The 23866-nt window shown below is 58.2% G+C and carries 23 protein-coding genes and 1 tRNA gene; 7 read left to right on the top strand and 17 right to left on the bottom strand.

Features of this window, described 5'->3' with window-relative positions; translation table 11 throughout:
• Positions 1-8: 8 nt before the first annotated feature.
• Positions 9-1739, bottom strand: coding sequence for an MDR family MFS transporter (locus tag QBL02_RS00295; RefSeq protein WP_282724337.1), 1731 nt, complete (start codon positions 1737-1739; stop codon positions 9-11).
• Between the two features lie 265 nt (positions 1740-2004).
• Between QBL02_RS00295 and QBL02_RS00290 the strand changes: the two genes are divergently transcribed.
• A tRNA-Gln gene (locus QBL02_RS00290) sits at positions 2005-2079 on the top strand.
• Positions 2080-2142: 63 nt separating this feature from the next.
• Here QBL02_RS00290 and QBL02_RS00285 read toward each other — a convergent pair.
• From QBL02_RS00285 to QBL02_RS00255, 7 genes are all read right to left on the bottom strand, one after another.
• Complete coding sequence (locus QBL02_RS00285; protein WP_282724333.1) at positions 2143-2694, bottom strand: nitroreductase family protein; 552 nt, start codon at positions 2692-2694, stop codon at positions 2143-2145.
• Between the two features lie 138 nt (positions 2695-2832).
• Positions 2833-4068 (bottom strand): AI-2E family transporter, encoded by a 1236-nt coding sequence (locus tag QBL02_RS00280; protein WP_282724332.1) that lies wholly within the window; start codon positions 4066-4068, stop codon positions 2833-2835.
• Between the two features lie 62 nt (positions 4069-4130).
• Positions 4131-4862, bottom strand: coding sequence for a DUF981 family protein (locus QBL02_RS00275; protein ID WP_282724331.1), 732 nt, complete (start codon positions 4860-4862; stop codon positions 4131-4133).
• Positions 4863-5002: 140 nt separating this feature from the next.
• Positions 5003-5674 (bottom strand): TetR/AcrR family transcriptional regulator, encoded by a 672-nt coding sequence (locus QBL02_RS00270; RefSeq protein WP_282725252.1) that lies wholly within the window; start codon positions 5672-5674, stop codon positions 5003-5005.
• 5 nt (positions 5675-5679) lie between these two features.
• The gene (locus QBL02_RS00265) at positions 5680-7863 is read right to left on the bottom strand and encodes a YhgE/Pip domain-containing protein (RefSeq protein WP_282724329.1); all 2184 of its coding nucleotides are present in this window, start codon (positions 7861-7863) and stop codon (positions 5680-5682) included.
• Positions 7860-10565: a YhgE/Pip domain-containing protein gene (locus tag QBL02_RS00260; protein ID WP_282724328.1), complete on the bottom strand. Its 2706-nt coding sequence runs from the start codon at positions 10563-10565 to the stop codon at positions 7860-7862. The genes QBL02_RS00265 and QBL02_RS00260 overlap by 4 nt, the downstream gene beginning before the upstream one ends.
• Positions 10566-10781: 216 nt before the next feature.
• The gene (locus QBL02_RS00255; RefSeq protein WP_282724327.1) at positions 10782-11432 is read right to left on the bottom strand and encodes an XRE family transcriptional regulator; all 651 of its coding nucleotides are present in this window, start codon (positions 11430-11432) and stop codon (positions 10782-10784) included.
• A 171-nt stretch (positions 11433-11603) separates the two neighbouring features.
• On the opposite strand from QBL02_RS00255, the gene QBL02_RS00250 reads away from it, so the two are divergent.
• Complete coding sequence (locus QBL02_RS00250) at positions 11604-12554, top strand: NAD(P)/FAD-dependent oxidoreductase (RefSeq protein ID WP_282724326.1); 951 nt, start codon at positions 11604-11606, stop codon at positions 12552-12554.
• 106 nt (positions 12555-12660) lie between these two features.
• Here the strand turns inward: QBL02_RS00250 and QBL02_RS00245 are convergent, their stop codons facing one another.
• Both QBL02_RS00245 and QBL02_RS00240 read right to left on the bottom strand, forming a co-directional pair.
• Positions 12661-12984, bottom strand: a complete 324-nt coding sequence (locus QBL02_RS00245; RefSeq protein ID WP_282724325.1) for a thioredoxin family protein — start codon at positions 12982-12984, stop codon at positions 12661-12663.
• Positions 12985-13099: 115 nt separating this feature from the next.
• Complete coding sequence (locus QBL02_RS00240) at positions 13100-13672, bottom strand: TetR/AcrR family transcriptional regulator (protein WP_282724324.1); 573 nt, start codon at positions 13670-13672, stop codon at positions 13100-13102.
• A gap of 118 nt (positions 13673-13790) precedes the next feature.
• Between QBL02_RS00240 and QBL02_RS00235 the strand changes: the two genes are divergently transcribed.
• Complete coding sequence (locus QBL02_RS00235; RefSeq protein WP_282724323.1) at positions 13791-15017, top strand: MFS transporter; 1227 nt, start codon at positions 13791-13793, stop codon at positions 15015-15017.
• 24 nt (positions 15018-15041) lie between these two features.
• Positions 15042-16673: a GNAT family N-acetyltransferase gene (locus QBL02_RS00230; RefSeq protein WP_282724322.1), complete on the top strand. Its 1632-nt coding sequence runs from the start codon at positions 15042-15044 to the stop codon at positions 16671-16673.
• A gap of 27 nt (positions 16674-16700) precedes the next feature.
• Here QBL02_RS00230 and QBL02_RS00225 read toward each other — a convergent pair whose 3' ends face one another.
• Positions 16701-17255: a CGNR zinc finger domain-containing protein gene (locus QBL02_RS00225; RefSeq protein ID WP_282724321.1), complete on the bottom strand. Its 555-nt coding sequence runs from the start codon at positions 17253-17255 to the stop codon at positions 16701-16703.
• A gap of 47 nt (positions 17256-17302) precedes the next feature.
• On the opposite strand from QBL02_RS00225, the gene QBL02_RS00220 reads away from it, so the two are divergent.
• Positions 17303-18856, top strand: coding sequence for an FAD-dependent monooxygenase (locus QBL02_RS00220; RefSeq protein WP_282724320.1), 1554 nt, complete (start codon positions 17303-17305; stop codon positions 18854-18856).
• Here QBL02_RS00220 and QBL02_RS00215 read toward each other — a convergent pair.
• Complete coding sequence (locus tag QBL02_RS00215) at positions 18851-19522, bottom strand: pentapeptide repeat-containing protein (protein ID WP_282724319.1); 672 nt, start codon at positions 19520-19522, stop codon at positions 18851-18853. The genes QBL02_RS00220 and QBL02_RS00215 overlap by 6 nt on opposite strands.
• A gap of 141 nt (positions 19523-19663) precedes the next feature.
• A complete protein-coding gene (gene soxR, locus QBL02_RS00210; RefSeq protein WP_282724318.1) occupies positions 19664-20128 on the bottom strand; it encodes a redox-sensitive transcriptional activator SoxR in 465 nt (154 codons plus the stop codon).
• A 124-nt stretch (positions 20129-20252) separates the two neighbouring features.
• Between soxR and fdxA the strand changes: the two genes are divergently transcribed.
• Together fdxA and QBL02_RS00200 are read left to right on the top strand one after the other, a co-directional pair.
• Entirely contained in the window at positions 20253-20573 is a 321-nt protein-coding gene (fdxA, locus tag QBL02_RS00205; RefSeq protein WP_282724317.1) for a ferredoxin, read from the top strand.
• A 40-nt stretch (positions 20574-20613) separates the two neighbouring features.
• Positions 20614-21216, top strand: coding sequence for a superoxide dismutase (locus tag QBL02_RS00200; protein ID WP_282724316.1), 603 nt, complete (start codon positions 20614-20616; stop codon positions 21214-21216).
• 69 nt (positions 21217-21285) lie between these two features.
• On the opposite strand, the gene QBL02_RS00195 is transcribed toward QBL02_RS00200, so the two are convergent.
• Genes QBL02_RS00195 through QBL02_RS00180 form a run of 4 tightly spaced genes read right to left on the bottom strand, consistent with a single transcriptional unit; the run spans position 21286 to position 23793 of the window.
• A complete protein-coding gene (locus QBL02_RS00195) occupies positions 21286-22098 on the bottom strand; it encodes a hypothetical protein (RefSeq protein WP_282724315.1) in 813 nt (270 codons plus the stop codon).
• The gene (locus QBL02_RS00190) at positions 22095-23003 is read right to left on the bottom strand and encodes an ABC transporter ATP-binding protein (RefSeq protein WP_282724314.1); all 909 of its coding nucleotides are present in this window, start codon (positions 23001-23003) and stop codon (positions 22095-22097) included. The genes QBL02_RS00195 and QBL02_RS00190 overlap by 4 nt, the downstream gene beginning before the upstream one ends.
• Positions 23000-23242 (bottom strand): PLD nuclease N-terminal domain-containing protein, encoded by a 243-nt coding sequence (locus tag QBL02_RS00185; protein WP_282724313.1) that lies wholly within the window; start codon positions 23240-23242, stop codon positions 23000-23002. The genes QBL02_RS00190 and QBL02_RS00185 overlap by 4 nt, the downstream gene beginning before the upstream one ends.
• Positions 23239-23793: a helix-turn-helix domain-containing protein gene (locus tag QBL02_RS00180; protein ID WP_282724312.1), complete on the bottom strand. Its 555-nt coding sequence runs from the start codon at positions 23791-23793 to the stop codon at positions 23239-23241. Before QBL02_RS00180 ends, QBL02_RS00185 begins: the two co-directional genes overlap by 4 nt.
• Positions 23794-23866 lie beyond the last annotated feature (73 nt).

Here is a 23866-nt window from a genome sequence, read left to right as displayed (position 1 = left end):
CAATTCCGCTAAAGGCTCGCGGGGTCTATTTGCTCAGCTGCCTGCTGAGCGGCGAGCTTTTCTGCGTTGCTCATGCGGCCGAGCGGAATGTTTGGCAGGAAGATAATCGCGATGATGGCGACAATTGCGATGGGTGAAGCATAGAGAAAGATGTCACCGATTGCGTGGCCGTAGGCCTCTTCAATGACGGTGCGTACCGGCTCGCAGATTTCAGCAAGTTTCGGAATCTGGCCACTCTCAAGCGCGGGAATCGCCATACCGCCATCGTTGACTTGGATTGTGCCGTCTTCGATGCACGCGGCGATGCCGTGTGGATCAACACCTTGATTCTGGAAGAACGCCTGGATCTTTTCGCCGAGCGTGCTCATACCGGTTTTCATAAAATCGCCGAGCTGGAACACCAGGATCGCTGTCATTGCTGACATGCCAGCGGTGCCACCAATCGTGCGGAAGAAATTCACCGAAGAGCTCGCTGCACCGAGTTCGCGAGGATCCACCGTATTCTGCACGACCAACACAAGATTTTGCATACAAGCACCAACGCCAGCCCCGAGCACGAACATTGAAACGCCGACATACCAGAACGAGGTGTCGTAGCGCAGTTGTCCCATCATGAAGAGGCCGAGTGCGAGCACAAACGAGCCGACAACCATATAGCGCTTCCACTTGCCGGTTCGGCTGATCACTTGACCGAGCACGGTTGAAGTGATCAGGAGTCCAGCCATCATCGGGATCGTAAGCAGGCCCGACTCTGTTGGAGTTTTGCCGCGCGCGAGCTGCATGTACTGGCCGAGAAAGACGGAGGTGCCCATCATGCCAAGGCCCACCGCGATTGAGGCGATCACAGCCATGGTGAAGGTGCGGTTTTTGAACAGTGTCATTGGGATGAGGGGTTCCTCAACCCGCAACTCGACGATGACGGCGAGCACGAGCGCGAGCAGGCCGCCACCGACCATCGCACCGGTTTGCCATGAAGCCCAGGCGAAGGGGGAGCGGCCAGCCTCGACTGCAGCTTCGGTGCCGGCGAGGGTGACCCAGATCAGAATCGACGAGAACCCGATAGAGATGAGGAGGGCGCCCCAGTAGTCGATTTTTACTTTGCGTTTTTCGGTGTGCAGGTGGAGCGTGAGCTGCAGCATCACGATCGCTGCGATTGCGATGGGCACTGCGACGTAGAAGTTCCAGCGCCAGCCGAAGGCGTCGGTGATCCAGCCGCCGAGCAGCGGCCCACCAACGGTGCCGACGGCCATGATGGCGCCCATGATGCCCATGAGCTTGCCTCGTTCGAGTGGGCTCACAATATCTGCAATCACGATCTGAATGAGCGCTCCGAGGCCGCCCGCGCCTAGACCCTGAATGACGCGGAAGAGGATCAGCTCATTTGGTTCTTGTGAGATGCCGGCGAGCATCGAGCCGACGGTGAAGATCACAAGGGAAAGCTGCACCAGGAGCTTTTTGTTGGTGAGGTCGGCAAGTTTGCCCCAGATCGGGGTTGAGATTGCTGAGGCGAGCATTGTGGCGGTGACGACCCAGGTGAGCTGAGTTTGGGTTGCGCCAAGATCTGCAGTGATGATTGGCATCGAGGTGCCGACCACGGTCATCGCGATCATCGAAACTGCCATGGCCATAAACAGGCCGGTGAGTGCGAGTTTTCGCGATCCACCGTGCAGTTCGTCTTCTGCGTGGTGACTCGTTGCGCGAGCTTTGGCTGGCACGTTTTGTGTTTCTGTGCGTGACATGCGCTCTTTCTGCCTTTGTGATTTTGGGCACCGGGGGAGCCGTGTCAGAAGATGTGACATGGTTCAGGGCAAGAGCCGGCGCCAGGATTAGTTGACCGGAGACAACTATATGTCGATAGTTGTCTGGAGTCAACTAACTCCGTGCGTCGCGCACTCGACTCGCCCGGGAGTCGAGGATTTCTCGCACGAATTTGGGAATCGGAAAGCGCTTTGCTAAAGTTAATTCTTGGTGCTGCTGCTGAGAAATCAGTTCGCGGACTACCATTGGGATATGGTGTAATTGGCAACACTACGGTTTCTGGTACCGTCATTCTAGGTTCGAGTCCTGGTATCCCAGCCAAGAAAAACCCCGGTCTTCACGCGAAGCCGGGGTTTTGTGTTTCTTGCGTTCTTGGCTGCAAACCTAACGGCTGAGATCGCCGGCAAACACCAACGAATCAAGCTCACGCCTGGTGCGATCGGTGCCCGACCCCACTACTTCGCCACGCAAGTGATCGGCCAAACCAATAGCCGTCATGGTGACGATTTCGAGATGTTCTGGTAGCTGAAACGCTTCGGTCAGTGCTTGCTTCTTGAACGCACGAAATTGGTGAGACGCAAGGCCAAGCGAGTGAGCTTGCACAGTCATATATGCCACCGCTTGGCCCAAGTCATAACGACCAAACTCGGAGTACTCCAGTTCACTACCCTCGATAAAGCGCTGCCTCACGTTCGCAATGAGGTAACTTGCGCTCGGCGCCCACACGGTTGAGCTTCTCGCTAGATGCGCGCTCAGTCGCGTGTGCGTGTCCTCGCCGCGCATTCCGACGATGAAGCTCCACGGCTGCGAGTTTCCAGCCGAAGGAGCGCTTTGCGCGGCCTCAAGAATCACCCTCAGCTCACGCTGGCTGGGTTCGTGCGCTGTTGAAAAGCGCATCGGGCTGAAACGTTCCGCGAAAAAAGTGTTGGGGTGCACAGATAACTGAACCACAGCGGTCGTGCGGCTATTCCCAATCTTGCTGGTCTGGCGGGCCCGCGCTCTCTGATCATTGCGCTGGATCGGCCCTGCGCGAGGCGTGCTTGCCTGGGCGGGGCCGATCCAGCGTAGGCGCTTCTAGCCGCGGCGCGCGAGCTTTGCGACGTTGCGGGCGCGATGCTTCGCGATCTGATGGGTCTTCTGCTGTTTGTGGTAGTCGGCCACCGGGTCTTGACCAGCCACCCAGTTGCGTTCCGTGATGACATTCACCATTGAACTGAGCGCCGCTGCGATCGGCACGGCAAAGAGTGCGCCGGCGATGCCGCCGACCATGAGGCCGGTTGCCACTGCGAGCACCACGGCGAGCGGGTGCACGCTCACGGCGTGGCCAATAATGAGTGGTTGCAGCACGTGGCTTTCGATCTGGTGCACCAGAATGACAACGATCAACATGATCACCGCGTTTACTGGGCCGTTGTAGATCAGTGAAATAAACACCGCGACTGCGCCGGTGGCAATGGCGCCTACGAACGGCAAGAAAGATCCGAAAAAGACAAGCACGGCGATTGCGAACGGTAACGGTACGCCAAGTACGAGCGCGCCCAGGCCGATGCCGACCGCGTTGATCATGGCGACAAAAAAGATCTGAACGCGAACAAATTGGCCGACAGATACCCAGCCAGCGCGTCCAGCGGCGTCTACCGCCGCGTGCGCCCTGCTCGGCAGGAAGCCAAGTACCCAGAACCATACCCGTTTGCCGTCGAGCAGCAAAAAGATCAGCGAGAAGAGCACGAGAAGCGTACCGGTAATGAAGTGGCCGGCGGTTGAGGTGAATTGCAGGGCTCCGGTCAGCAACTCGCTCTGGTGATTGCTGATGGTGGCACTAATCTGCTGCACAAATTGATCAATCTGATCGCTATTCAGGCTGAGTGGCGGCTGTTCGATCCAGTGCAGAAATTGTTGCCAGGACGTTTGCGAGCGGGAGGCAACATCGTCGAGACCTGTGCGCAATTGACTTGCAATGAGGTAGACCAGCAGGCTGATCGCCGCAAAAAGTGTCAGCACTGCTGCGGCTACGCCGAGGCCACGGGGCATGCCGTGTCGCTCAAAAAACGTGACGATCGGGGAGAGGAGTGCGGTGAGGAGGATCGCCACGACCAGGGGCACAACCACGTTGTGCAGCATGGCGATCAACCAAACTGCGCCTGCCACCGCGAGCCCAATCACAATCAGGCGCCAGCACCAAGCGGCGGCGACCCGAATGCCGAGCGGAAGCTCGGTTGAAGCATTTGCGGTGGCAGGTGAGCTATCTTGAGGCAACGCCTCGGAGCCTGGCGTTTGCTGAGGGCTCTGCCCGGGGCTTTGCTCGATCATGGGAACATTGTATTTGCCCAGATCAGCTCAAGCTGAACGTCAGGATTCGCAGGTTTCGCGAACTAGCCCATCGTGTTTACGATGAGGCCGATGTGGGTGTAGAAATTCAGCGCGCCGAAGAGCAAGAACGCGACGCCGGCGATGGTCCAGACCACGCCCATCGTTTTGGTCACACCCGAGATGGCTTTCTGCTGTGAGAAATCCTTGATTGCGAACGGGAAAAGTACCGAACCGACACCGATCAAGGCGAAGAGACCTGACATGAACGTTGCTTCAAGCCAAGGCCACTGAGCGAATGCGCCAGAAATTGGTTCTTCAACAGGGGCTGCGAAGAGCTGGAAGATGATGCCGGCTGCAGCGATGCCGAAGAGTGCGAGACCCAGACCAAGAATGAAGATGCCAAGCGGTTTCGCGGTAGCGGCAACCTCAGCAGCGCGGTCTTCTGCCTCAGCGAGCATTGCGCTGCGCTTCCAAAGGTAGAACGCTGCAGCGAGCAGCAGTACGCCGAAGCCAAGGCTGGTCTCGCCGAAGATGATGTTGTCGAACGGGAAGTACTTCGCAAATGGCCAGGTGAGGGTCATGTGCGCACCGGTCAGCGTCAGAATGAAGCCGAGTACACCCGCGCTCAAGGCCCAGCCTTCTGCGCGGAACTTCTTGTCGCGGTGCAGTGCCTTGCCGAGAGCAACAAGAAGCAGCAGGCCAGCGCCGGCCGCGATTGACATGATCGTGTTGTAGGTCGGCATTGCAGTCCAGTCGATCACTAGACCGCCGTCACCGCCGTAAATGAAATCCATGAGTCTTCTCTTTTCTCTCTCAATTTAAGACGCACATGGAAACGGAGGAGCTGCTGCGCCGGCGAACTATATGCGTCTGCATCTAATACAACGCACACTACTCCCAGAACCTTCCCAGAGTCCAGAACCCGGGCGCGGCGTTAGCTCTCGCTACCCATCCCAAGCTCCCCACTCAACACCTCAGGATGGGCTGAAATCAGTTCGCTTTGCTCGACCCAGGAGAGGCCGACAATACTCAGCACGACGCGCACGACAGTAGCGTCGTTCACCTCTGGCGAAAGCGTCGGCTGGCGCAGAGTCGCACGTGCGGTTGACTCAATCAAAAAAGCAAGCAGCTCAGGGGAGAGATCGGAGCGAAACGCGCCAGAATTCGCGCCAGAACGGGTGAGCTCTAGAAGTCGCTCACGCAGCGGGGCGAGCGCGTTTGCGGTGTCGGCCAGGTGCTCATCATCCATTGCAATGTTGGCAGAAGCCCGCACCGCAGAAGCCTCGCGCCAGAGCCGCGCAGCGAGCCAGGCGAGTGCGATCCTCGGGTCCTCATGCTCTGCCGACACCGCAATGTCGTTGAACTGATGCGCCCCGACGGCGATTACCTCACGCAACAAACTGTCGCGATCGGGAAAATGGCCGTAGAGCGCACGCCTTGAGAGACCTGCCGCCTGAGCGATCGCGTCAAGCGAGGCATTCGGGTGATCGGCGAGCACAGTTTGAGCTGCCTGCAAAAGGGCCTGCCTGTTCGCCGCCGCATCTTTTCTGCGAACTCTCGCCGCGATGCTCGTCTGAGGTACTGGATCTTGGTTGGGCACAGTCATCTCGCTCACATCAGCTTCGTTGATTCGAGGGCGTCCATCAGCTTCCGGTTAAACGGAATCATCGGGCGTCGAAGTACCAGCCCGAGCAGCAGCGTCGGCACGATAAACAGCAGCAGCATGCCAATTGCTACCCAGAAGTCACCACGATAGACGCCAGCAACAGCTGCCCGCATTGCATCAATCGCATAGGTCGCTGGCAGGAACGGGCTCACACCCTGGAACCAAGGCGGCAACAACTGCAGCGGGTAGGCGCCGCCAGATCCAGAAATCTGAATCACAAGCAACAGCACCGCGAGGGCCTTGCCAGCGTTACCAAAAGCAACCACAAAGGTATAAATAATCAGGGTGAAAACGAGTGATATCACCCAGCCAGCAAGCACCATAAGTAGCGGATGCGCCGGTTCGATCTGCACAAAGAGAATCAAACCGAGCGTGAGCAGCGTGCTCTGAGCCAGTCCAACCAGGGCGAAGACGCCGTAGCGGCCAAAATACTTCTTAGTTGGTGAGAGTTCTTCGCGATCAGGCAGCGTCTCGCTATTGACATCAACACGAATGGTGACAGTCATCAGCAACGCACCCACCCAGAGCGCCAGGATCGTGTAGAGCGGCGCCATACCAGCGCCAAAAACAGCAACCGGGAACACAGCTGTGCGATCCACTCGAACCGGCTCTGCAAGAGAGGTAGCGAGCACACCAGGGTCAGAACCGATGGCCTCGGAAAGCTTACTGAGATCGCCGCTACCCGCCGCATCAGCTAGAACGCTCTGCAGCTTTGTGAACTTGTCTGCTGCTTCATTGAGCGAAGTCGCGATTTTCTGAGTGACGTCGGCTGATTTGGTGAGTGCGGCACGTGCAGAATCACCGGATCCGCTCAGCCCCGAATTGATCGAAGAAAGATCTCCGCGGATCGCCTGCACATCGGCGCTCACAGCTTCGAGGGCGGCAGCGAGTTTGTCGAGTTGCGGCTGCAAATCTTTCACGTATGCCTGTTTTGCGTCGGTGATTGCCTGCTTTGCCTCTGCAATCGCGGCTTTGATCGATTCGTGCGACTGCTGTGCCTGGGCATTGCCATTACGAACTGCAGTTGCTGATTCGTACAGCCGATCGCGCACAACTTCTTGTCTCGCGATGGAATCATCGAGTCTTGCGAGCACCCGAATCGCGGCTTCCTTCTCTGGCCCGGTCAAACCAGCGGTCTCCTGCTCAATCGCTGCCCGCAATGCCGCGGTGCCTGCGATTTGCTGATCCACCGCGTCGCCAAGCGAATCGAGAACTGCCGCCTGTGCCTCGCCGACCTCGTTGCCGTTCGCGAACAGCTCGTCGATCTTGACGCCGACAGCGTCATAGGCGTTGGCCGATTCTTGCAGCGCAGTGCCAAGCGCGCCGCTCGCTTCTCCCAGTGCAGATTTCAAATCTTTCACCGCGCTCGCGCCGCCGCCAAGCGCGTTTGAAGTGTCGCTGAAGGCGGTGCGGGCTGAACGCACCAGAGCATCGGTGCTGTCGACAAGAGGCACACTGCCTTGCACGAGTGCCGTGAGAGTGTCAGCGGTGTGCGCGCCAGAGCGCAGCTGGTCTGAGATTGAGCCGACCCGCGCTTCAAGACGAGTGAGCGCCGCTTGCGTGTCGGCATCGGTGAGATAGTCGGAAACCGACGATAAGAGTGTCAGCCCCACGTCACTCAGAGTGCGCGTGAACGATTCGTTGATCTGGGCTGAGACACCTTCGGCACCCTGCTCGGTGATTTTCGGCGCGAGTGCGTTCTTCTTCTCGTTTGTATAGAAATCAATGCTGGTGCGCTCTGAACCGTTCGCGTAGAACGTCATCATGTCGGCGCTAAACGACGGCGGCAGCACGATGGCCGCGTAATATTTGCCCGACTTCGTGCCGTCAAGTGCGTCTTCTTTTGAGGTGATGATCCAGTCGAGACCGTCGTTTGCGCGCAACTCAGAGAGCACCTGTTCGCCGACATTCACTCGAATCGGCATGAGGTCACTCTGATATCCGGTGTCGGTGCTTGCAACCGCGACTTTCAGGTTGCTGGTGTTGGCAAAAGGATCCCAACTGGCGATCACGTTGAACCAGGTGAAAAGCGAGGGGATGATCACCAGGCCAAACACCACGATTGACGCCATGACATTGCGCGTAATGTGGCGCAAGTCGCGGCGAATCAGATGCAGGATGTCGCTCATGCCTGGTCGCCTCCCTTCGGAGTTTCTGGTCTGGATGAAGTGGAACTCTCGCCGTGCAGGTCGCCGTGAGGCTCGCCAAACTGTGTGCCGCGCGAACCCACGTTCGGCTCAGCGTTCGTGTGCGCTTCGTGCGGCGCGGCGAGCGCCGATACGAGTTCGTGCTGTAGACCGCCACCATCAGCGAACATCGCTTCGCGCAAATCGTCGTCTTGCATCTGTGCCACTTCTTGGGCCTGAGCAAAGCTCTGTTTGATGTATTCGAGTACCACCAAGAAGCCCATTACGAGCAGGCACCAGACCACCCAAAGCCCAAGCATCAGTGCTTTTCCGCCGGGCAGAAGCCAGGCGATCACACCGAGGGTGACCATGCCGATCGCACCGATAAAGAGTGTGCCTTTGAGCAGTGTGGGGTAGTGCTGGGTGAACGGTTTCGCGCGTCTGGCCAGATCGTCGCGATATTCATCGCGATTTTGTAGCGCATGAATCACATCGCTCAGGCGGTAGCCCGTACCTACAACCTGCACTTTTTCGCCGATCAACAAATCGGTCGAAGCGATTTGCCGGTTGAAGAGCAGGTTGAAGTTCGCCAGGCGGCGACGCAGTACGAGGCCGAGAATAAAGGCCAACACCATCATCAGAGTGAGCACTCCGATGAACTTCCAGTAGTGGCCACCGTAGAACCCGGCGATAGTTTCGCGCATCGCATCAATTCCGTATGAGAACGGCAGTAGCGGGTAGATCGTGCGGAAGAAGCCAGGCATGAGTTCGATCGGGTAGAGCCCCGATGCGCCCGGGATCTGCATGATTACGAGCAGAATACACAGGCCTCGGCCGATATGCCCGAACGAGACTGAGAGTGCATAGATGATGCTCAGATAAACAATCGCGGTAAACACACCGGTGCCCACAAACGCGAGGGCGCTTTCGGTTTGCACCCCGATAATGAGGTTGCCGATGCACACAATGAGCGCCTGCAATGCGGCGAGTGTGCCGAGCAGCATGAATCGCCCGAAGTACGCCTGCCGTACGGTGATCCCGCGCAGACCCTCAGTGTCTACCTCAATCTTGAAGATCACCATGAGCACAAACGCGCCGATCCAGAGCGAGAGGTTGGTGAAGAGCGCCGCCATCGCAGAGCCGTATGAGGCGACCGGAAACACTACCTTTTCTTCGACGGTTACGGGTGAGGCCACAAATTTCGCGATGTGATCTGGATCGAGGCCGGTGATCGTGGCGAGCGCGCCCCACTCAGAGGCGGCGCTGAGGGTCAGCACATCAGATTTCGCAGTGGCCACACCGTTGATCATGCCGGCGAGATTCTTGTCGAAGGAGCTGAGCGCTTCGCCCATGTTGAAGAGTTGAGTGTCGATGCCGGCAAGTAGGTTGTCGGCTTGTTTGAGCGTTTCTTGCTGTGCGGTGAGCGCGGCCGAGAAACCACCTGCGCTAGCTGAAAGTTTGGAGACAGCCGAGTTGATTTTTGGAATCGTCTGCGTGATCACTCCGCGCAGTTTTACCGCCGAAGCGTTTGAGTCTTTCATTGCTTGTGCGAGAGCATCGACAGTGTCTTGCACTGATTGCACGGCTTGTGCGGTGCTGTCGTTGAGCTGTTGCAGCTGGGCCAGAACCTGCTGGTGTGCTTGGTTTTGTGCTTCAAGCTGGTCGATAATCGATTGCAGATTCGCTTGGGTCGCTGGATCAAGCGTTCCGCCGTCGATAAGCGAACGCAGTTCGGCGATCGAATCGTTGTTCGCGTCGATCACCTTCTGAACCTCGGTGATTGAGGCGCCGATCCGAGCGTTGGCCTGTTTGAGTTCTTGGGTGAGTGCGGTGATGTTTACTTGGGCTTGAGCCGCGGATTCTGCAAGGATCGTGGTGCCTTTGAGATAGGCGTTTGATGCAGCGTCAGTGAAGTTGGCCAGTTGCTGCTGGGTTTCGTTCAATGTCTGTGTTGCGGCGTCGATTGAGACTTTTACGTCGTCGAGCGCGTGGTTGACGTCGCCGAGTGTTGCGCGCGCTGACGCAATGGTGCCGCGGGAATCAGCAAGCCCTGCGCTTGCTTCGTTCACGCTGGTACGAGCTGAACCAAGTGATTTCACCGTCTGATCGAAGGTGTTGATCATGTCAGTTTTTGCGTTGAACAAACGCAGCTCAACCGAATCGCCGGAGTCTTTGACCGCGGTGGTCGCCGCGAAGGCGACCTGCTCTTTGAATGCCTCAGTGATTTGTTTGTCGAGTTGTGAGGCAGCTACGTCGGTGATTTTTGGCGCAATCGCGCTGGTTTTCTCGTTTACGAAGTATTCGAGTGCCGGCTGTGTGAAGGTGCCGGTGGTGAGGCTGAGTAGGTCTTTGCTGAAGTTCTTCGGAATGACAATCGCGGCATAAACATCACCGCTTTTTACTGCTTCGTGCGCTTCGTCTTCGTCGAGGAATTGCCAGCCGAGTTGATCGTTGTCGCGTAGTTGGTCGACGACCTGGTCGCCGATATTTACCTTGCCAGTGAGCTCTGAGTTTGCGCCAGAATCAAGGTTTGCTACGGCAACTTTGATGTTTGCGGTGTTCGCGTAGGGCTCCCAGAACGCGTTGATGTTGAACCAGGCATAGAGGGCGGGTGTTACGAGCACACCAATCACAATCACCCAGGCTTTGCGCACCCGAATGAGCCGATTGACGTCCCGTTTAAATACTTGCCAGCTCTGCTTCACACGTCGATATTACACGTAGTCTGCACAGCGTTGTGCAACTTCGTGCACTTTGTCAGCGTTTCTTGGGCACTTGAAGTTGAGGAGCGGGTGCGCTGAGGTGCGGATTGGGTGCGGTTCGGACGAACCTCGGGCGACGTTCGGCTGAGGTGTGGCCGACGCTTGACCGACCTGGGGCGGTGCAAGCAGCTGCCAAGGCGGAGTGCGAGTGGCCTGCCGCTATTCCGTCGCCATCGAGAGCGAAGCTTCTCGCCCGGCGAACTCAACGCAGTCCTGTGCGGTGATGTCACTTCTTCGGGTGTGTGCCCGGACATGCATCATTTCACCCTGGGTGCCAAACAGGCTCAAGAGTTCGACCTGGCCGCGACCGGTCGAACCGAACCAGTGAGGTTGTTCGGTTGGAAATTCGGCCACTTCGCCTGGACCCAACTCGATATCGTGCGGCCCGAGTCGCAGTCGCAGCGTGCCGGAGAGGACATAGAGCCACTCGTAGCCCGCGTGCGTGCGCAACACTGATTCGGTTTCGCTCGCTGGAATAACCAGCTTGTAAGCTTTCGGCTCTGTGGTTTGTCTTGTGAGCGGCAGTACTGTTCGGCCAAGTGTGCGGGGACGGGGGAGTTGCACTCGCGGATCCTGCACGCTCGGGGCTGCAACCAAATCGGCTAGCGGCACTTCGAGCTCCATTGCTATTTGCATGACGAGCTTCATGGTTGTGCGGCGCTGACCTGATTCAAGGCGCGACAGGGTGCTGCTTGAGATGCCGGTTCGTGTTGAGAGCTCGGTTAAGGTCATGTTGCGCTTTTCTCGGGCTCGGCGCAATCTGGCAGGCAGCTTTTCAAGTGCCGCATCAACCACGTGTTCAATCGTCATGCTTCCATCGTTTGCCGTGCGCACAGCCCCAGCAATCTTTTGTGCTGTTTTGGCAAGACTTTTTCGCTCTGCAACGTGGTTCTGGAGACCATCGAGTTCGAAGAGCGATTCGCTCCGAGGCCAGAACGGCCTTCGGCTGCGATCAACTCTCAAAACGGAGGAGAGGCATCAATGAATTGGGACGCAATCGTATTAGGCGGTGGCGCCGCTGGGCTAAGCGCAGCGGTGGTGCTCGCTCGCACGGGAGTGCGCGTTGTAGTGGTTGAGGATCGTAGCCCGCGCAATGCCCCGGCTGGCCACATGCACGGCTTTATTTCACGAGATGGCATGAGCCCAGCTGAACTATTGCAGGTGTCGCGTGAAGAAATCATTCGCTATGGAGGTCGTTTGCTTGCGGCAAAGGCGGTAGAGGTGACTGGGATCGCACCAGATGACTTTAAAGTCGAGCTTGCTGACGGCAGTGTGCTGAACGCTCCTGCGCTGCTTCTGGCTACTGGGTTACGCGACCAGCTGCCCGAGATTCCTGGGATCGAAGCGCTCTGGGGCACGCTTGTGCACCATTGCCCGCACTGCCACGGTAGGGAGGTCGCGGGCGAGCGAATCGCGGTCATTGGCGGCGCAAATGCGCCTATGTCGATTCATCAGGCAGGCCTGATGCGTCGCTATAGCGACAAGGTCACCTTCTACCTTGGCGGTATCACGCTGGATCCACAGCACCGTGCCTCGCTTGAAGCGGTGGGTGTGGTGGTCAGTGAGGCGAGCGTGACTTCGGTTGCTGCTGACGTCGACAACTCTGCTGGGCTGGTGCTCACGTTGAATGACGGCTCAATTGTGCAGCACGATGCGGCTTTTGTCGCGCCGATCATGCAGCCGCGCGATGAGATGTTTGCTGGCCTTGAGCTTGCACGAGTGCCCGGTACTCGCTGGCTTCAGACTGATGCGAGCGGCAGGACCTCTCGATTTGGTGTTTGGGCTGCGGGGAACATTGCAAATCCCAGAGCTCAGGTCATCACGGCTGCTGGCGAAGGCTCTGCCGCTGCTATTGACCTTTCAGGCTATCTATTGGAGCGCGATTTAGGTCTTGCCGGGGAGGGTGTAATCGCTTCTTGGTACCAGCGATAGTGGCTCGTGTCGCGGGCCCTTTGTGCTCTGTGTGGCGTTAAGTAAGTAGGGGCGGTCCGGCAGCTGTGCTGCCGGACCGCCCCTCTTTTTGAGTGCGCGTGTTTGATTAGGCCGTGATGAACCTGCTTACCTGCTCGGCAAAGTTTCGCGGTGGCATCGCGCCGGTGAAGCTGCCCAGGATGTTGTCGCCAGAGGCGACGACGAAGGTCGGTACCGCGGTGACTCGGTATTTGATCGAGAGTGCGGTCTGTGCGTCGATGTCGACGCGTGCAACGGTTACTTCGCTGTCGTGCTCGTTGGCGTATTGCTCGACGATGGGGATCATTGCTCGGCAGGGGGCACACCATTCTGCCCAGAACTGAATGACCACGGGTTTTTCTTGGTCGAGCGCTGCTTGTAGTGTCTGCTCGTTGGCTTCAAATGCTGACATGAACTCTCTCGCTTTCTGATGGTGAGAGTTCAACAATCGAGCATGGTGAGCGAAAGTCGCGAAGAATCTTGCTGCTCTGGCAAGGCCCTGTTGTGTGCGAAGTCGTTTAGATCGCTTACTCTGCGAGAAATCGCTCAGTCATGAGCTCAATCTCTGCGCTGCTCGGTGCTTTTTTCCCTGTGAGAACACGGTAGGTGAGTGGGCCGACCAGTTCGGCAATGTGAAGCTCATCACTCACGGATGTGGTGAGGTGGCCGTTTATGCGCACGCTGTCAATTACGGGGCGGGCAGCATTTCCGAGAATGTCATTCTGGCTGAGTAGCTCGGCGACCTTTGTGTCGTGCTGGGCTTCGCCGAGCAGGGCGCGATAGGCAAGGCCCGCGTCGGAGGTGGTGAGAAACTTTGCGAGCGCCCGTAGGAAGCTCGAGATCTCTTTGCGTGGGTCGCTGTCGTTGGTCACGGCGAGCTCTTGTGCTGAGTCGAAGGCGCTCGCTTCGAGCAGAATCTCTGCCTTGGATGACCACCAGCGGTAGAGGGTTTGACGGCCAACTCCCGCACGCTCTGCAATGCCTTTCATGGTCATTGCGGCGTAGCCCTCTGAGACGAGCAGGTCGTCTGCTGCGTGAAGTACCGCAAGTCTCGCGTCTTCGCTGCGGGGGCGGCCAAGGGTGTGTGGGCTCTCTGCCATGGCCAAACCCTACCATTGCGTTTCCCGGGTGAAGGCGAGCATTTTCGAGAAACGAGACATGGTGTCTCGAATGGTGTTACTATTCAGAGACACAGTGACTCGTAATTAAGGAAATGTGATGACTTCTCCGGTACCAATTGACCACGCACCAACGCGGCCACCTCGGCTCGCGGTGCTTGTCACCTCATTCGCGTTCATGGTGACAATGATGGGCACCACGCTGCCAACGCCGCTCTACTCCATCTATTCGGCAGACCTCGCCTTCTCGCCACTCACCGTGACCGTGCTATTCGCGGTATATGCGCTCGGCGTGGTTGCAGCTCTCTCGCTATTTGGTCGCCTCTCCGACGATCTCGGCCGGCGCCCCGTGCTCATGCTCGCCGTGGTGTTTGCGATCCTCAGTGCAATGCTGTTTTTGCTGCCACCTTCGCTGCCAACGCTTATCGCGGCTCGTGTGGTCTCGGGACTGGGCGCAGGCTTCATGAGCGGCACCGGAACGGCCGCAGTCATTGATTTGTTCCCGGCTGAAAAGAAAGGTGCTGCTGGCGCACTCGCCATCGCGGCAAACACCGGAGGCTTGGCCATCGGGACCCTGCTCGCGGGCGTACTCGCAGACAGCGCGACTGATCCGCTCGTATTACCTTTTGTGGTGCACCTCGCGCTAGGTGTTCTGGCGCTCGTGGGCATCTTTGTTGCGACACCAGCCCCCGCCGCAAAGAAAGCAGATTTTCGAATTCGCCCTCGCCGGCTGCGCGTACCGAGTGAAATTCGCGGAGCATTTACGCGCGCCGTACTCGCCGCCGGCGCGGGATTCTCGGTCACCGGTGTGCTCACCGCAGTGACAGCAGTGTTTCTGGCCAAAGATCTGCATTTACCCAGCCACACTCTCGCCGGTTTTGTGGTCTTTCTCGCCTTTGCGTTCATGGCCGTTGGGCAGCTCATTGCGCGCCGCATTCGGCCCCACACTGCTCTTGTGGCGGGTTGTGTCGGTCTGGTAATTGCCGCTGGCCTGCTTGCCGCTTCGCTTGGTTTCGCCGAACTCGAACCGTTCATCGCCTCAGCCGTTGTGCTCGGCGTTTCTGGCGGAATGTGTATGAACGCGGGAATCGCCACCACAGTCGAGCAGGTCCCTCCTGCGCAGCGCGGAGAGGTATCGTCTTCGTTTTTCGCAGGTCTCTATCTCATGCTCGCGGTGCCAGCGATTGGTGTCGGTCTGCTCGCTAGTCAGATCTCTCTGCGCCCAGCCGGACTCGTGTTTTGCGCTGTTGTTGCTGTCCTGGCAACGACTGTCGCAATTATTGAGATACTTGCGTTTCGGCGAAGCGGCAGTATTGCTAGGCTCTAATTTCCGTCAACCGATCGAGGACTGATGAGCAGTAAGCTTCCCCCAGCAATCGCAGACTTTCGCGACAGTATTGAAATCGCGAATCCCTGGGTTGATGGGCCTCCACCCGCAGAAGATCTGCGTGTGGTGCCCTATCGAACGCAGTGGGTGGACAGCTTTGCTGAAAGCGCGGCTCAACTTCGAGCCGCGCTCGGTGACCGAGTGATTGCGTTAGAGCACGTTGGTTCAACTGCAGTGCCTGGACTTGCCGCGAAGGACGTCATTGACATCGACTTGATCATCGCAGATCCCTCCGACGAGCAGGCCTATCTCTCCGACCTGCTGGGGATCGGCTACAAGCACACCGTGCGAGAGCCCGAATTCGAAGAGCACCGGATGCTCCGAGGCAATGATCCGCGGGTAAACCTCCATGTGTATGGACCGAATTCTGCTGAGGCGACCCGTCACCTGCTGTTTCGCGATTGGTTGCGCAACACTCCAAGTGACGCGCAGCTATATGCCGATGCCAAGCAGCAAGCCGCATCGCTCGGGGTGCAAGAGGTGATGCAGTACAACGCAAGAAAAGCGGTAGTGGTTCGAGAGATTTACTCCCGGATCTTTTCCGCGCACAAGATCTCGCTCGCCGATCGGGCGAACGCTTCCGCAGTGCTGCCTGAATTGCCTGTTGAAGTCGCCGGGCAGACACTGAGTTGGCGCCCCGTGACCCCCGCAGATTTTGACCTGATTTTTGAACTGAGAGTTGAGACCGACCGGGTCGATTACCCGAGAGAGGCTCCGTCACGAGAATCAATCGACCTTTCGTTCAAGGGCGATAGGTTCGCAATTGGTAGCGATTCGATTCTCGCGCAAACGCTGGACGGCCAAATCGTTGCCTACGGTCTTGTCGCGTTGAACGACCGCGCCGTAACGCAGGAGCGTGTGCATCTCGACGGAGTTGTGCACCCAGCTTGGCGGCGAAAGGGAATCGGCGCGGCGCTGCTTGCTTGGCAAGAGGCGCGTGCCCGTCAGAAGCTCGCCGAACAGCTGGAGCCGCTGCCTGCCATGCTGGCAGTTGGCGCGAGCGTTGAGAGTGCTGCCCGGCTTGCGCTCTTTGAATCGGTGGGTTTTGGTCCGGTGCGCTGGTGGGATCAACTCTGGCGCTCGCTTGAGGAAGCACCGACTGAGCGCACCGTGCCCGAGGGTACGCGCCTTATTGGCTATTCAAGCGAATACTCGGAAGCTACGCGCATCGCCATGAATGACGCGTTTCGAGACCACTGGGGTTCGCAACCCAAAACCGCTGCCGAGTGGAACGAGTACCGGGCCCTGCCCGAGTTTTCTGCTGAGCTTTCGCGCCTGGTGGTCACCGGTTCGGGTGCTGGTGATGACCCGATACGCGTGCTCGGCGCGGTGCTTGCTGACGTCAACGAATCTGAGTGGGAAAAGAACGGCGGTCCCTTCGCCTACATTTCGCTTGTTGGTGTGATTCGGGAGTGGCGAGGCAGGGGTCTTGCCCCCGCGATGCTCACGGCTGCGCTCTCCGCCTATCGTGATGCCGGTATGAAGAATGCGTCACTTGATGTTGATTCGTCGAACCCGAGTGGCGCGCATGGCATTTATACGAGATTGGGTTTTGCTCCGCAGGAGCGTTTCGTCACCTACGCCAAGTATTTGTAGCGATGGATCGCCCGGCCAGATTGCTACTTACGCCTCGGCTGCGGTGCGTCGTTGCCTGAGTGCGCTCACTCTGGTTCGTGATGAGCAGGTCGTGGAGCAGAACTTTTGCGCCTGCCGTCGTCCCTCGTCGATGAACACTCGCTCGCAGTTCGTGGCCTCGCAGATTCCCCATGAGCATCGGCCGCGTTCTGCCAGCCACTCGGCGAGCGCAAAAGCGCCGAGTGCGGTGAGCGCTTCTGCGGCGCTGGCTGCATCTGCAATGTCGGGCCTCAGTGCCCAGCGCCCGTCGGGTAGCTGGTGAAGTTTGCTGTGTGTTGTCGCGGTGTTGAGAAGTTCGTTGATCTGGAGCGCAGCGATTTTGTCGTCATGGCTTGCGAATATTGCGCGTAGCGAGCCGACGGCGTGGGCCATTTTGTCGCTGCTGAATTTGCGGGCGAGAAATAGGGTGTCGCCGTGGCTGGCCGCGAGTTTTTGCCAAGCGCCTGGTGACTCTTGTGGCTCAAGGTTGATTGCGTCGACAAGAAAGCGCAGGCCGCGGGGTCTTAGGTTTTCTGCGGAATGGATGGATTCTGAAGAGCTCACAACACAAGTGTAACGCCTAAAACTAATATTGGTGTTACGCTCTTGGTATGTTTACTGCACAGCGATACGACACCGAAGCGCTCATTGTTGGGGCGGGTCCAATCGGTCTTACTCTTGCTGCGCTCCTTGCCGCACGTGGGATCGAAACGCTGGTTGTGGAATCTCACCCCGGCTTATCGCGTCACCCAAAGGCGCGAGGCGTCTCCGCTCGTTCAATGGAGACATTCCGAACAATGGGCATTGAAGAGCAGGTTCGCGCGGCCTCGCTGCCAAGCGAACATGTGCGTTTTTTCCGAGGTGAAACTCTGAATGACCCAAACTTTGAGCTTTCAGCCCCGCCCGGTGTTGAAGAGCCGGGGGCTGTGGCATACACCCCTGCGCCCGGCGTGCTTTGCTCGCAGGATCAGCTTGAACCCGTGTTGCTCGACGCAGCGCGCTCGGCAGGCGCGCGCGTTTGGTTCTCGCATCGAGTTGTTGAAGTGGGCGAAGAGGTCGACGAGGAAGAGCCCCTGGTGCGAGTGAAACTCCTGCCGAGGGATGGAAACTCGGGTACTCCCGTGAGCGAATCAAAAGAGTTGCGAGCCCGCTACTTGATCGCCTGTGATGGCGCGAAGAGTACGGTGCGTGAATCGATGGGAATCTCCTCTACTGGCGAAATCGGTCTTGCCACTTTTCTCTCGATCCGGTTTACGGCTCAGCTGGGTGAAGTGGTGCGTGGCCGTGAAGCGACCTCGTACTTTTTGAGCGGAGGGAAAGGCGGTTTTCTGGCGGTGGACAATGACACCGAGTGGATCTACCAGTACCCGATCGGCACAGAGGCTGAGGCGGAAAAGCTTGCCAATCGGCACGATGAACTTCTTGAGTTGGTGCGAGTGGCGGCCGGAATCCCCGACCTAGAAATTGTTGTTGCCGACACGATGATTTGGCGCATGGATGCGCGAATAGCGGACCATTACCGTAAGGGCCGGGTGATTCTTGCGGGAGACGCTGCACACCAAACCCCGCCCACCGGTGGGCACGGCATGAATGTGGGAATCGGCGACGCCGAGACACTCGCTTGGCAGCTTGCCGCTGTGCTTCGCGGCAGTGCTGGAAGCGACTTGCTCGACGACTATGAAAGGGACCGCAGGCCTGTCGGAGCGGCTGTCATCGCTCGTTCGCTCGACAACGCCTCACGCGCGTACGGGATTGATGATGAATTGCTCCTTGGCACTGCATATCTCACTGACACCCCGATTCCGCAGGGAGAGTACCGCCCCTCAATCGAACAGGGCCGTCGCCTACCGCACGTCCCGCTCCGCTCGGGAGAGCGGATAATCTCGAGCCTCGATGTGATCGGGCCGGAACTTACACTCGTGAGCGCGAGCCCAAGCCCGGTCTGGTTAGAGGCCTGTGCCGGATTGGTGGAGTATGCGGCCCTGATCGGCGCTGGGCGAAGCGAACAGGTGCCGGGAACACTCGCAAAGCGAGTACCGCTCAACGAGGGTGAAGCTTTGCTTGTGCGCCCAGATGGTCACATCGCTGCTCGGCTGCACGCAACCTCTGCATGCCAGGCCCGTGAACGATTGCAACTTGCCAGGGCTCAGGTGCTCGCGCTATGAAGCGCTGATCTGAATACCGAGGTGAGAGGCGAAGAGTCCGGCCATTTCGACAGCCTGTTGCTCGGTGATTCGTGATCCACGCAAACCTTCGAGGCCATCGATCCGAGAGAATTCGATGCCTCGGAGGTCGAGGTGCTGTGCTTTTGTGCCGTTCAGTGTGAGGGTGTCGACTGTGCATTCTTCGAACGAAACCCGATTGAGTTTCGCGTCGGTGAGATCGAGTTCGTCGATGCGGCAGCTGCGAAAGACCACGTCTTGCAGCTGTGACGAGCGAAAGTTGAGCCAGCCAAGTTTTGACCCCTCGAAGACCACCTGGCTCAATTCAGCATCATAGGCTTCGACGGCGCCAAGCCTCGAAGAGGTAAGTTCTACACCCTTCCATGTGCTGCGCCGGGCCCGCATTTTTGGTGCGATGAGTTGGGTGAGTTTTGTGTCAATAAATCGGGTGCCCTGCAACTGGGTGTCGTTGGCTGTCAATCCATCGAACTCGCACTCGGTGAAGGTGTAACCGGTGAGGTCTTGTTCGGAGATGTCAGCCCCTTCGAAGCGGGCGCCCTCGTGATGCTTCTCAGCGAAGAGAGAGGCCTCGTCTTTGCTCTCGAGTGAGTGCAGGTCAATCGGAGAGATAAGGGGAGTCTGGAAGCGGTCTGAGCGGCGGGTACGCATGCTGGCATCCTGTCGAGAAGGGGGTTTCGAAGAGGTTGCTGCAGAGTCTAATTCGCGCCTCCGACAAAGTTGGCTGCCCGTTCACCGGTTAATCTGATACCCGGTTTTGGGGGTTGCTGAGGGAAGCGAAGTAGTCGCAGATCACACCGGAATTCGGCGCGCTCCTGAGCCGGAATCGCCGAGCGTGTCATCGGGGTTCAAGAGCGCGCATGCCTTCATTGAAAGGCAGCCGCAGCCGATGCATCCGGTGAGTTCGCGTTCAAGTCGTTCAATTCCTTGACGGCGCTGTTCAAGCGCGCGCTTCCACTCGCGTGAAGCCCGTTGCCAGTCTTCGTGCGTTGGTGTGCTCGAGAGCGGCACATTCACAAACGCCTGCTTCACATCATCTAGTGGAATGCCGAGCCTCTTTGCTATAGACACGAGAGCCACTCGGCGAAGCATGTAACGGGGGTATCGGCGTTGGTTGCCCGCGGTGCGCTGGGACGCGATGAGTCCTATCTCTTCGTAGTAGTGAAGCGCTGATACTGCGACACCGGTACGTTTGCTCATTTCGCCAACGCTGAGTAATTCTTCTGGACTGTGCCCAGGGTCGTTCGCTGCCGGCATATTGTCTCCCTCAAAGAAGCTTGACCTCAAGTGTACTTGAGGTTCTAGTCTGGGGAGCAGTGGCAGTCACAATGTAGCTCCAAGCGTCAGCTAGCGACAGCAGTCATCTCGAGAGGGGGATCACATGACCTACGTCATCGCCCTACCGTGCGTTGACCTCAAAGACCGGGCCTGCATCGACGAGTGCCCCGTTGACTGTATCTACGAGGGCGAGCGAATGCTCTACATTCACCCCGACGAGTGTGTTGACTGCGGTGCTTGTGAACCCGTTTGCCCGGTTGAGGCAATTTACTACGAAGACGATCTGCCCGATGAATGGTCTGCGTATTACACCGCAAACGTTGAGTTCTTCGACAGCATCGGCGCTCCAGGAAGCGCCTCAAGAGTCGGCCCCATAGCCCGAGACCACCCCATCATCGCCGCGCTGCCCCCGCAGCTGCACTGATGATCCAGCGTAAAAATAAACTCTCGAAAGGAAACTGACAATGTCTGTTTACACCCTGCCCGATCTGCCATACGACTACAGCGCGCTCGCGCCACATATCTCGGGCCGCATCATGGAGTTGCACCACTCAAAGCATCACCAGGCGTACGTGACCGGCGCGAACACGGCGCTTGAACAGCTCGCAGAAGCGCGCGAGAGTGGCAACCTCGCAAACATCAACAAGCTCGAAAAAGACTTGGCGTTCAACCTCGGTGGACACGTGAACCACAGCGTGTTCTGGCAGAACATGTCGCCAAACGGTGGCGGAGAACCAGAGGGTGACCTGGCCGAGGCGCTCGGTTCACACTTCGGTTCGATTGATCAGTTCCGCGCACACTTCACCGCAACGGCGATGGGTGTGCAGGGTTCAGGCTGGTCGGTGCTCGCGTGGGATCAGCTCGGCGCTCGCCCGGTGATCTTCCAGCTCTTCGATCAGCAGGGCAACGCGCCACTCGGCGTGACCCCGCTCTTGCAGCTTGACGTGTGGGAGCACGCGTACTACCTCGACTACGAGAACGTCCGCGCCGACTACGTAAAGGCGTTTTGGAACGTTGTGAATTGGGAAGACGTAGCGCAGCGATTCGCGGCGGCCTCAGCAGCTTAGGTGGCGAAGTAAGACAAGACGAGGGCGGTCGGCCTCGGGGGATGCCTTGACCGCCCTCGTTTTTACTTGTTATGCGTCACGGCGTAGTGATCGGGTCGATGCAATTCTTACCGCCCCGACCAGACACAGTGCGGTGACTGCGACGGCAACAATTGCTGGCACCAGAAGTGCTGCCCAGTCGAGTGACGCGCCATTCACCAGCACGCTCGGCACGTGGGCGGCTGCCCCTGGCAGGAAACCCGCGAGTGGCAGGACCAATACCAGCACAGTCGACAGTGCAATCGCGGCAGCAGTGCGTCGGCTCGCACTCATAATCAGCAGGCCGATGCTCATGCACATCACGAGGTACAGTGCAGCGGCGAGCGTCATACGCAACACGTGATCCGCCGGAATTCTACCGATCGTAAATGCGCTGAGGACCGCGGTGCACAGTGCGCCGACCGCGTACGCAGCAACCACCGCGACGGCATCCAGCGCCAAGCGCGGCAGCAGCACAATCGCGAGGCTCTTGTTTCTTGTGCGGTAAAAGATCGACGAGCCCGGCCTGGCATCCCAGTTCATCGAGGTTACTGCGATTGCGACAGCGAAAATCAGGCCGAGTTGCATCGCGCTTTGCGAGAACATCATCAGCGCCGAGTCGGGGGTCGGGGTAGCGGCTTCAATCGTGAGCTGGCCGTTCTCGTTCGCAGCTCCAAGGATCTGCGGCATAAAAAGCGCGAGCACCGGCCCAGATAACCCAAAAAACGCAAAGCTTGCAATCAGCGCAAGCAGGAGACCAGAACGTTTCAAGCGCCGAGCTTCGACCTTCATCGAGACTAGGGCCATTGAGGTGCCGCCGCTCGGGTGCGCTGAGCCTTGCAAATCTTTTGTGCGCTGGATCATGCCACTGCCTGCCGTTCGATCATGCGGGCAAATGCGGCATCGAGGTCTCGACCAACAAGAGTGACTTCAACAATCGGTGCGTGCAGTGCCGAGATGAGTCGCGGCAATTCTTCACTGCCCGATTCAAAGCTGTCGAACTCGACCGTGCAGCTCAGCGGATGTGTTTGCTGCACCGTGACGCCGGGAACCGCGGCACTGAGTGCTGCGGTGTTCACTTCTGTGCGCTGCGCAAAACGTATTGCCCAGGCCGGGGGGAGGCCCTGGCGCAACAGTTCGTTGGTGCTGCCAGACGCGATCAGGCGGCCATCGCTTATGACGTGCACCACATCTGCCAGTTGTTCCACTTCGCTCAGCATGTGGCTTGAAAGAATAATGCAGCGTTGCTGTCGTTGCTCGGCAATGAGTGTGCGTATGTCAGCGCGACCGATCGGGTCGAGGGCGCTATTCGGCTCGTCGAGGACCAAAATTTCAGGGTCGAGAGTGAGGGCTGCGGCAATGCCGAGTCGCTGCAGCATGCCGCGAGAAAAGTCGGCCACGCGACGCTTTCGAACTTTGGTGAGCCCGCACAAAGCAAGCGCTTCGTCGGCGGCGATCCCACCACTTACTCCAGCAATCACCCGAGACATTTCTACCACTTCGCTGGCGCTCAGCCAGGGTTCAAATTGGGGCACATCTGGGCAATAGGCGATGCGAGCGTCGGGTGCGACTTCAATCTCGCCTGAATCGGGTGCCATGAGTTTGGTGATGAGGCTGAAAAGTACTGTCTTACCCGCCCCATTGGGGCCAATGACCGCGGTGACTTGGCGATCCAGCGCATCAAATGAAATATCGCGAATACCCGCCCCGTTTGCAAACTCTCGAGTGACTTTGCGCGTGCTCAGCACTGGCTTCGATGCAGGGCTCACGCGAGATCCCGATCGCTCAGTTTGCTCTTGCTGCCGCGGCCGATAAGCAAGTAGATCACCGCTCCAAAAGGCATGACGAGGATCGCGAGTAGTGCCCAGACGGCTTTTGGTAGATGGGCAGTTTGGGGTCTGCGCACGATGTCGAAGAGGGCCCAGAGCACGAGTGTGAATACGAGTGCGGCCACGGGGATCAGTGCCAGGAGGAGTGTGTCGTCGACTTGGGGGAGTGCGGTGTTCAAGATGCGCCTTCCGGGTTTACCGATTCCTGCTGTGGCAAAAAGACGGTAGCTAGCGAGTGCTGACGGCGCCCTTCGCCGGGTGTGTTCGACAGCAGCGGTTGAATCGCTTGCATAAAGGTGTTGAAGAATGCGTCGATTTCTTCGGTGGTTGCCCAGAAGTCTGCTTGCGCGAATGAGACTCGATCCTCGGTCAAATCAACACTGTCTCCGTGTACATAGTTGTCAAAGTCTTGGATGAGGCCCGTGCTAAAAACGCTGAAAACAGAGAGGAGCTCGTCTGGGGTGGCTGCGCGCAGCTCTTCCGGGGTGGGGTTTGCGAGCGCTGCCGAGACGCGGTAGCTTTTTTCGTTTGCGCCCCGAATCTGCTGAGTTTCGGCGACTTCAATGACACCGAGTTCGGCGAGATGGGCAAGCTGTCGATAGAGCGTGGCGATCGCGATTTCAGGCATGCGCTCGTGTAGCTGAGCCGTGGTCAGGCCATCGCTCGCGCGGAGGAGCGCGCGAATGACCCTGAGTCGCACAGGGTGCAAAAATGCAGATGAGTTCTTCATGCTCCAAACATTATCATTATCAAGAATGATAATAAAGTTTGACTAGTGAAACATCCTTCGTGAAACGCGGTCA

This window comes from Leucobacter sp. UT-8R-CII-1-4 (genome assembly GCF_030010235.1).
Taxonomy (GTDB): Bacteria; Actinomycetota; Actinomycetes; order Actinomycetales; family Microbacteriaceae; genus Leucobacter.
Note: the sequence above shows the minus strand (reverse complement) of the source record. Positions and strands in the feature narration are given on the sequence as shown.

Excerpts from the sequence above, each read along its gene's own strand:
- QBL02_RS00295 (WP_282724337.1), bottom strand. The coding sequence starts at position 1,739 with ATGTCACGCACAGAAACACAAAACGTGCCAGCCAAAGCTCGCGCAACG.
- QBL02_RS00280 (WP_282724332.1), bottom strand. The coding sequence starts at position 4,068 with ATGATCGAGCAAAGCCCCGGGCAGAGCCCTCAGCAAACGCCAGGCTCC.
- QBL02_RS00275 (WP_282724331.1), bottom strand. The coding sequence starts at position 4,862 with ATGGATTTCATTTACGGCGGTGACGGCGGTCTAGTGATCGACTGGACT.
- QBL02_RS00270 (WP_282725252.1), bottom strand. The coding sequence starts at position 5,674 with ATGACTGTGCCCAACCAAGATCCAGTACCTCAGACGAGCATCGCGGCG.
- QBL02_RS00265 (WP_282724329.1), bottom strand. The coding sequence starts at position 7,863 with ATGAGCGACATCCTGCATCTGATTCGCCGCGACTTGCGCCACATTACG.
- QBL02_RS00255 (WP_282724327.1), bottom strand. The coding sequence starts at position 11,432 with ATGACGATTGAACACGTGGTTGATGCGGCACTTGAAAAGCTGCCTGCC.
- QBL02_RS00250 (WP_282724326.1), top strand. The coding sequence starts at position 11,604 with ATGAATTGGGACGCAATCGTATTAGGCGGTGGCGCCGCTGGGCTAAGC.
- QBL02_RS00245 (WP_282724325.1), bottom strand. The coding sequence starts at position 12,984 with ATGTCAGCATTTGAAGCCAACGAGCAGACACTACAAGCAGCGCTCGAC.
- QBL02_RS00240 (WP_282724324.1), bottom strand. The coding sequence starts at position 13,672 with ATGGCAGAGAGCCCACACACCCTTGGCCGCCCCCGCAGCGAAGACGCG.
- QBL02_RS00235 (WP_282724323.1), top strand. The coding sequence starts at position 13,791 with ATGACTTCTCCGGTACCAATTGACCACGCACCAACGCGGCCACCTCGG.
- QBL02_RS00230 (WP_282724322.1), top strand. The coding sequence starts at position 15,042 with ATGAGCAGTAAGCTTCCCCCAGCAATCGCAGACTTTCGCGACAGTATT.
- QBL02_RS00220 (WP_282724320.1), top strand. The coding sequence starts at position 17,303 with ATGTTTACTGCACAGCGATACGACACCGAAGCGCTCATTGTTGGGGCG.
- QBL02_RS00215 (WP_282724319.1), bottom strand. The coding sequence starts at position 19,522 with ATGCGTACCCGCCGCTCAGACCGCTTCCAGACTCCCCTTATCTCTCCG.
- soxR (WP_282724318.1), bottom strand. The coding sequence starts at position 20,128 with ATGCCGGCAGCGAACGACCCTGGGCACAGTCCAGAAGAATTACTCAGC.
- fdxA (WP_282724317.1), top strand. The coding sequence starts at position 20,253 with ATGACCTACGTCATCGCCCTACCGTGCGTTGACCTCAAAGACCGGGCC.
- QBL02_RS00200 (WP_282724316.1), top strand. The coding sequence starts at position 20,614 with ATGTCTGTTTACACCCTGCCCGATCTGCCATACGACTACAGCGCGCTC.
- QBL02_RS00195 (WP_282724315.1), bottom strand. The coding sequence starts at position 22,098 with ATGATCCAGCGCACAAAAGATTTGCAAGGCTCAGCGCACCCGAGCGGC.
- QBL02_RS00180 (WP_282724312.1), bottom strand. The coding sequence starts at position 23,793 with ATGAAGAACTCATCTGCATTTTTGCACCCTGTGCGACTCAGGGTCATT.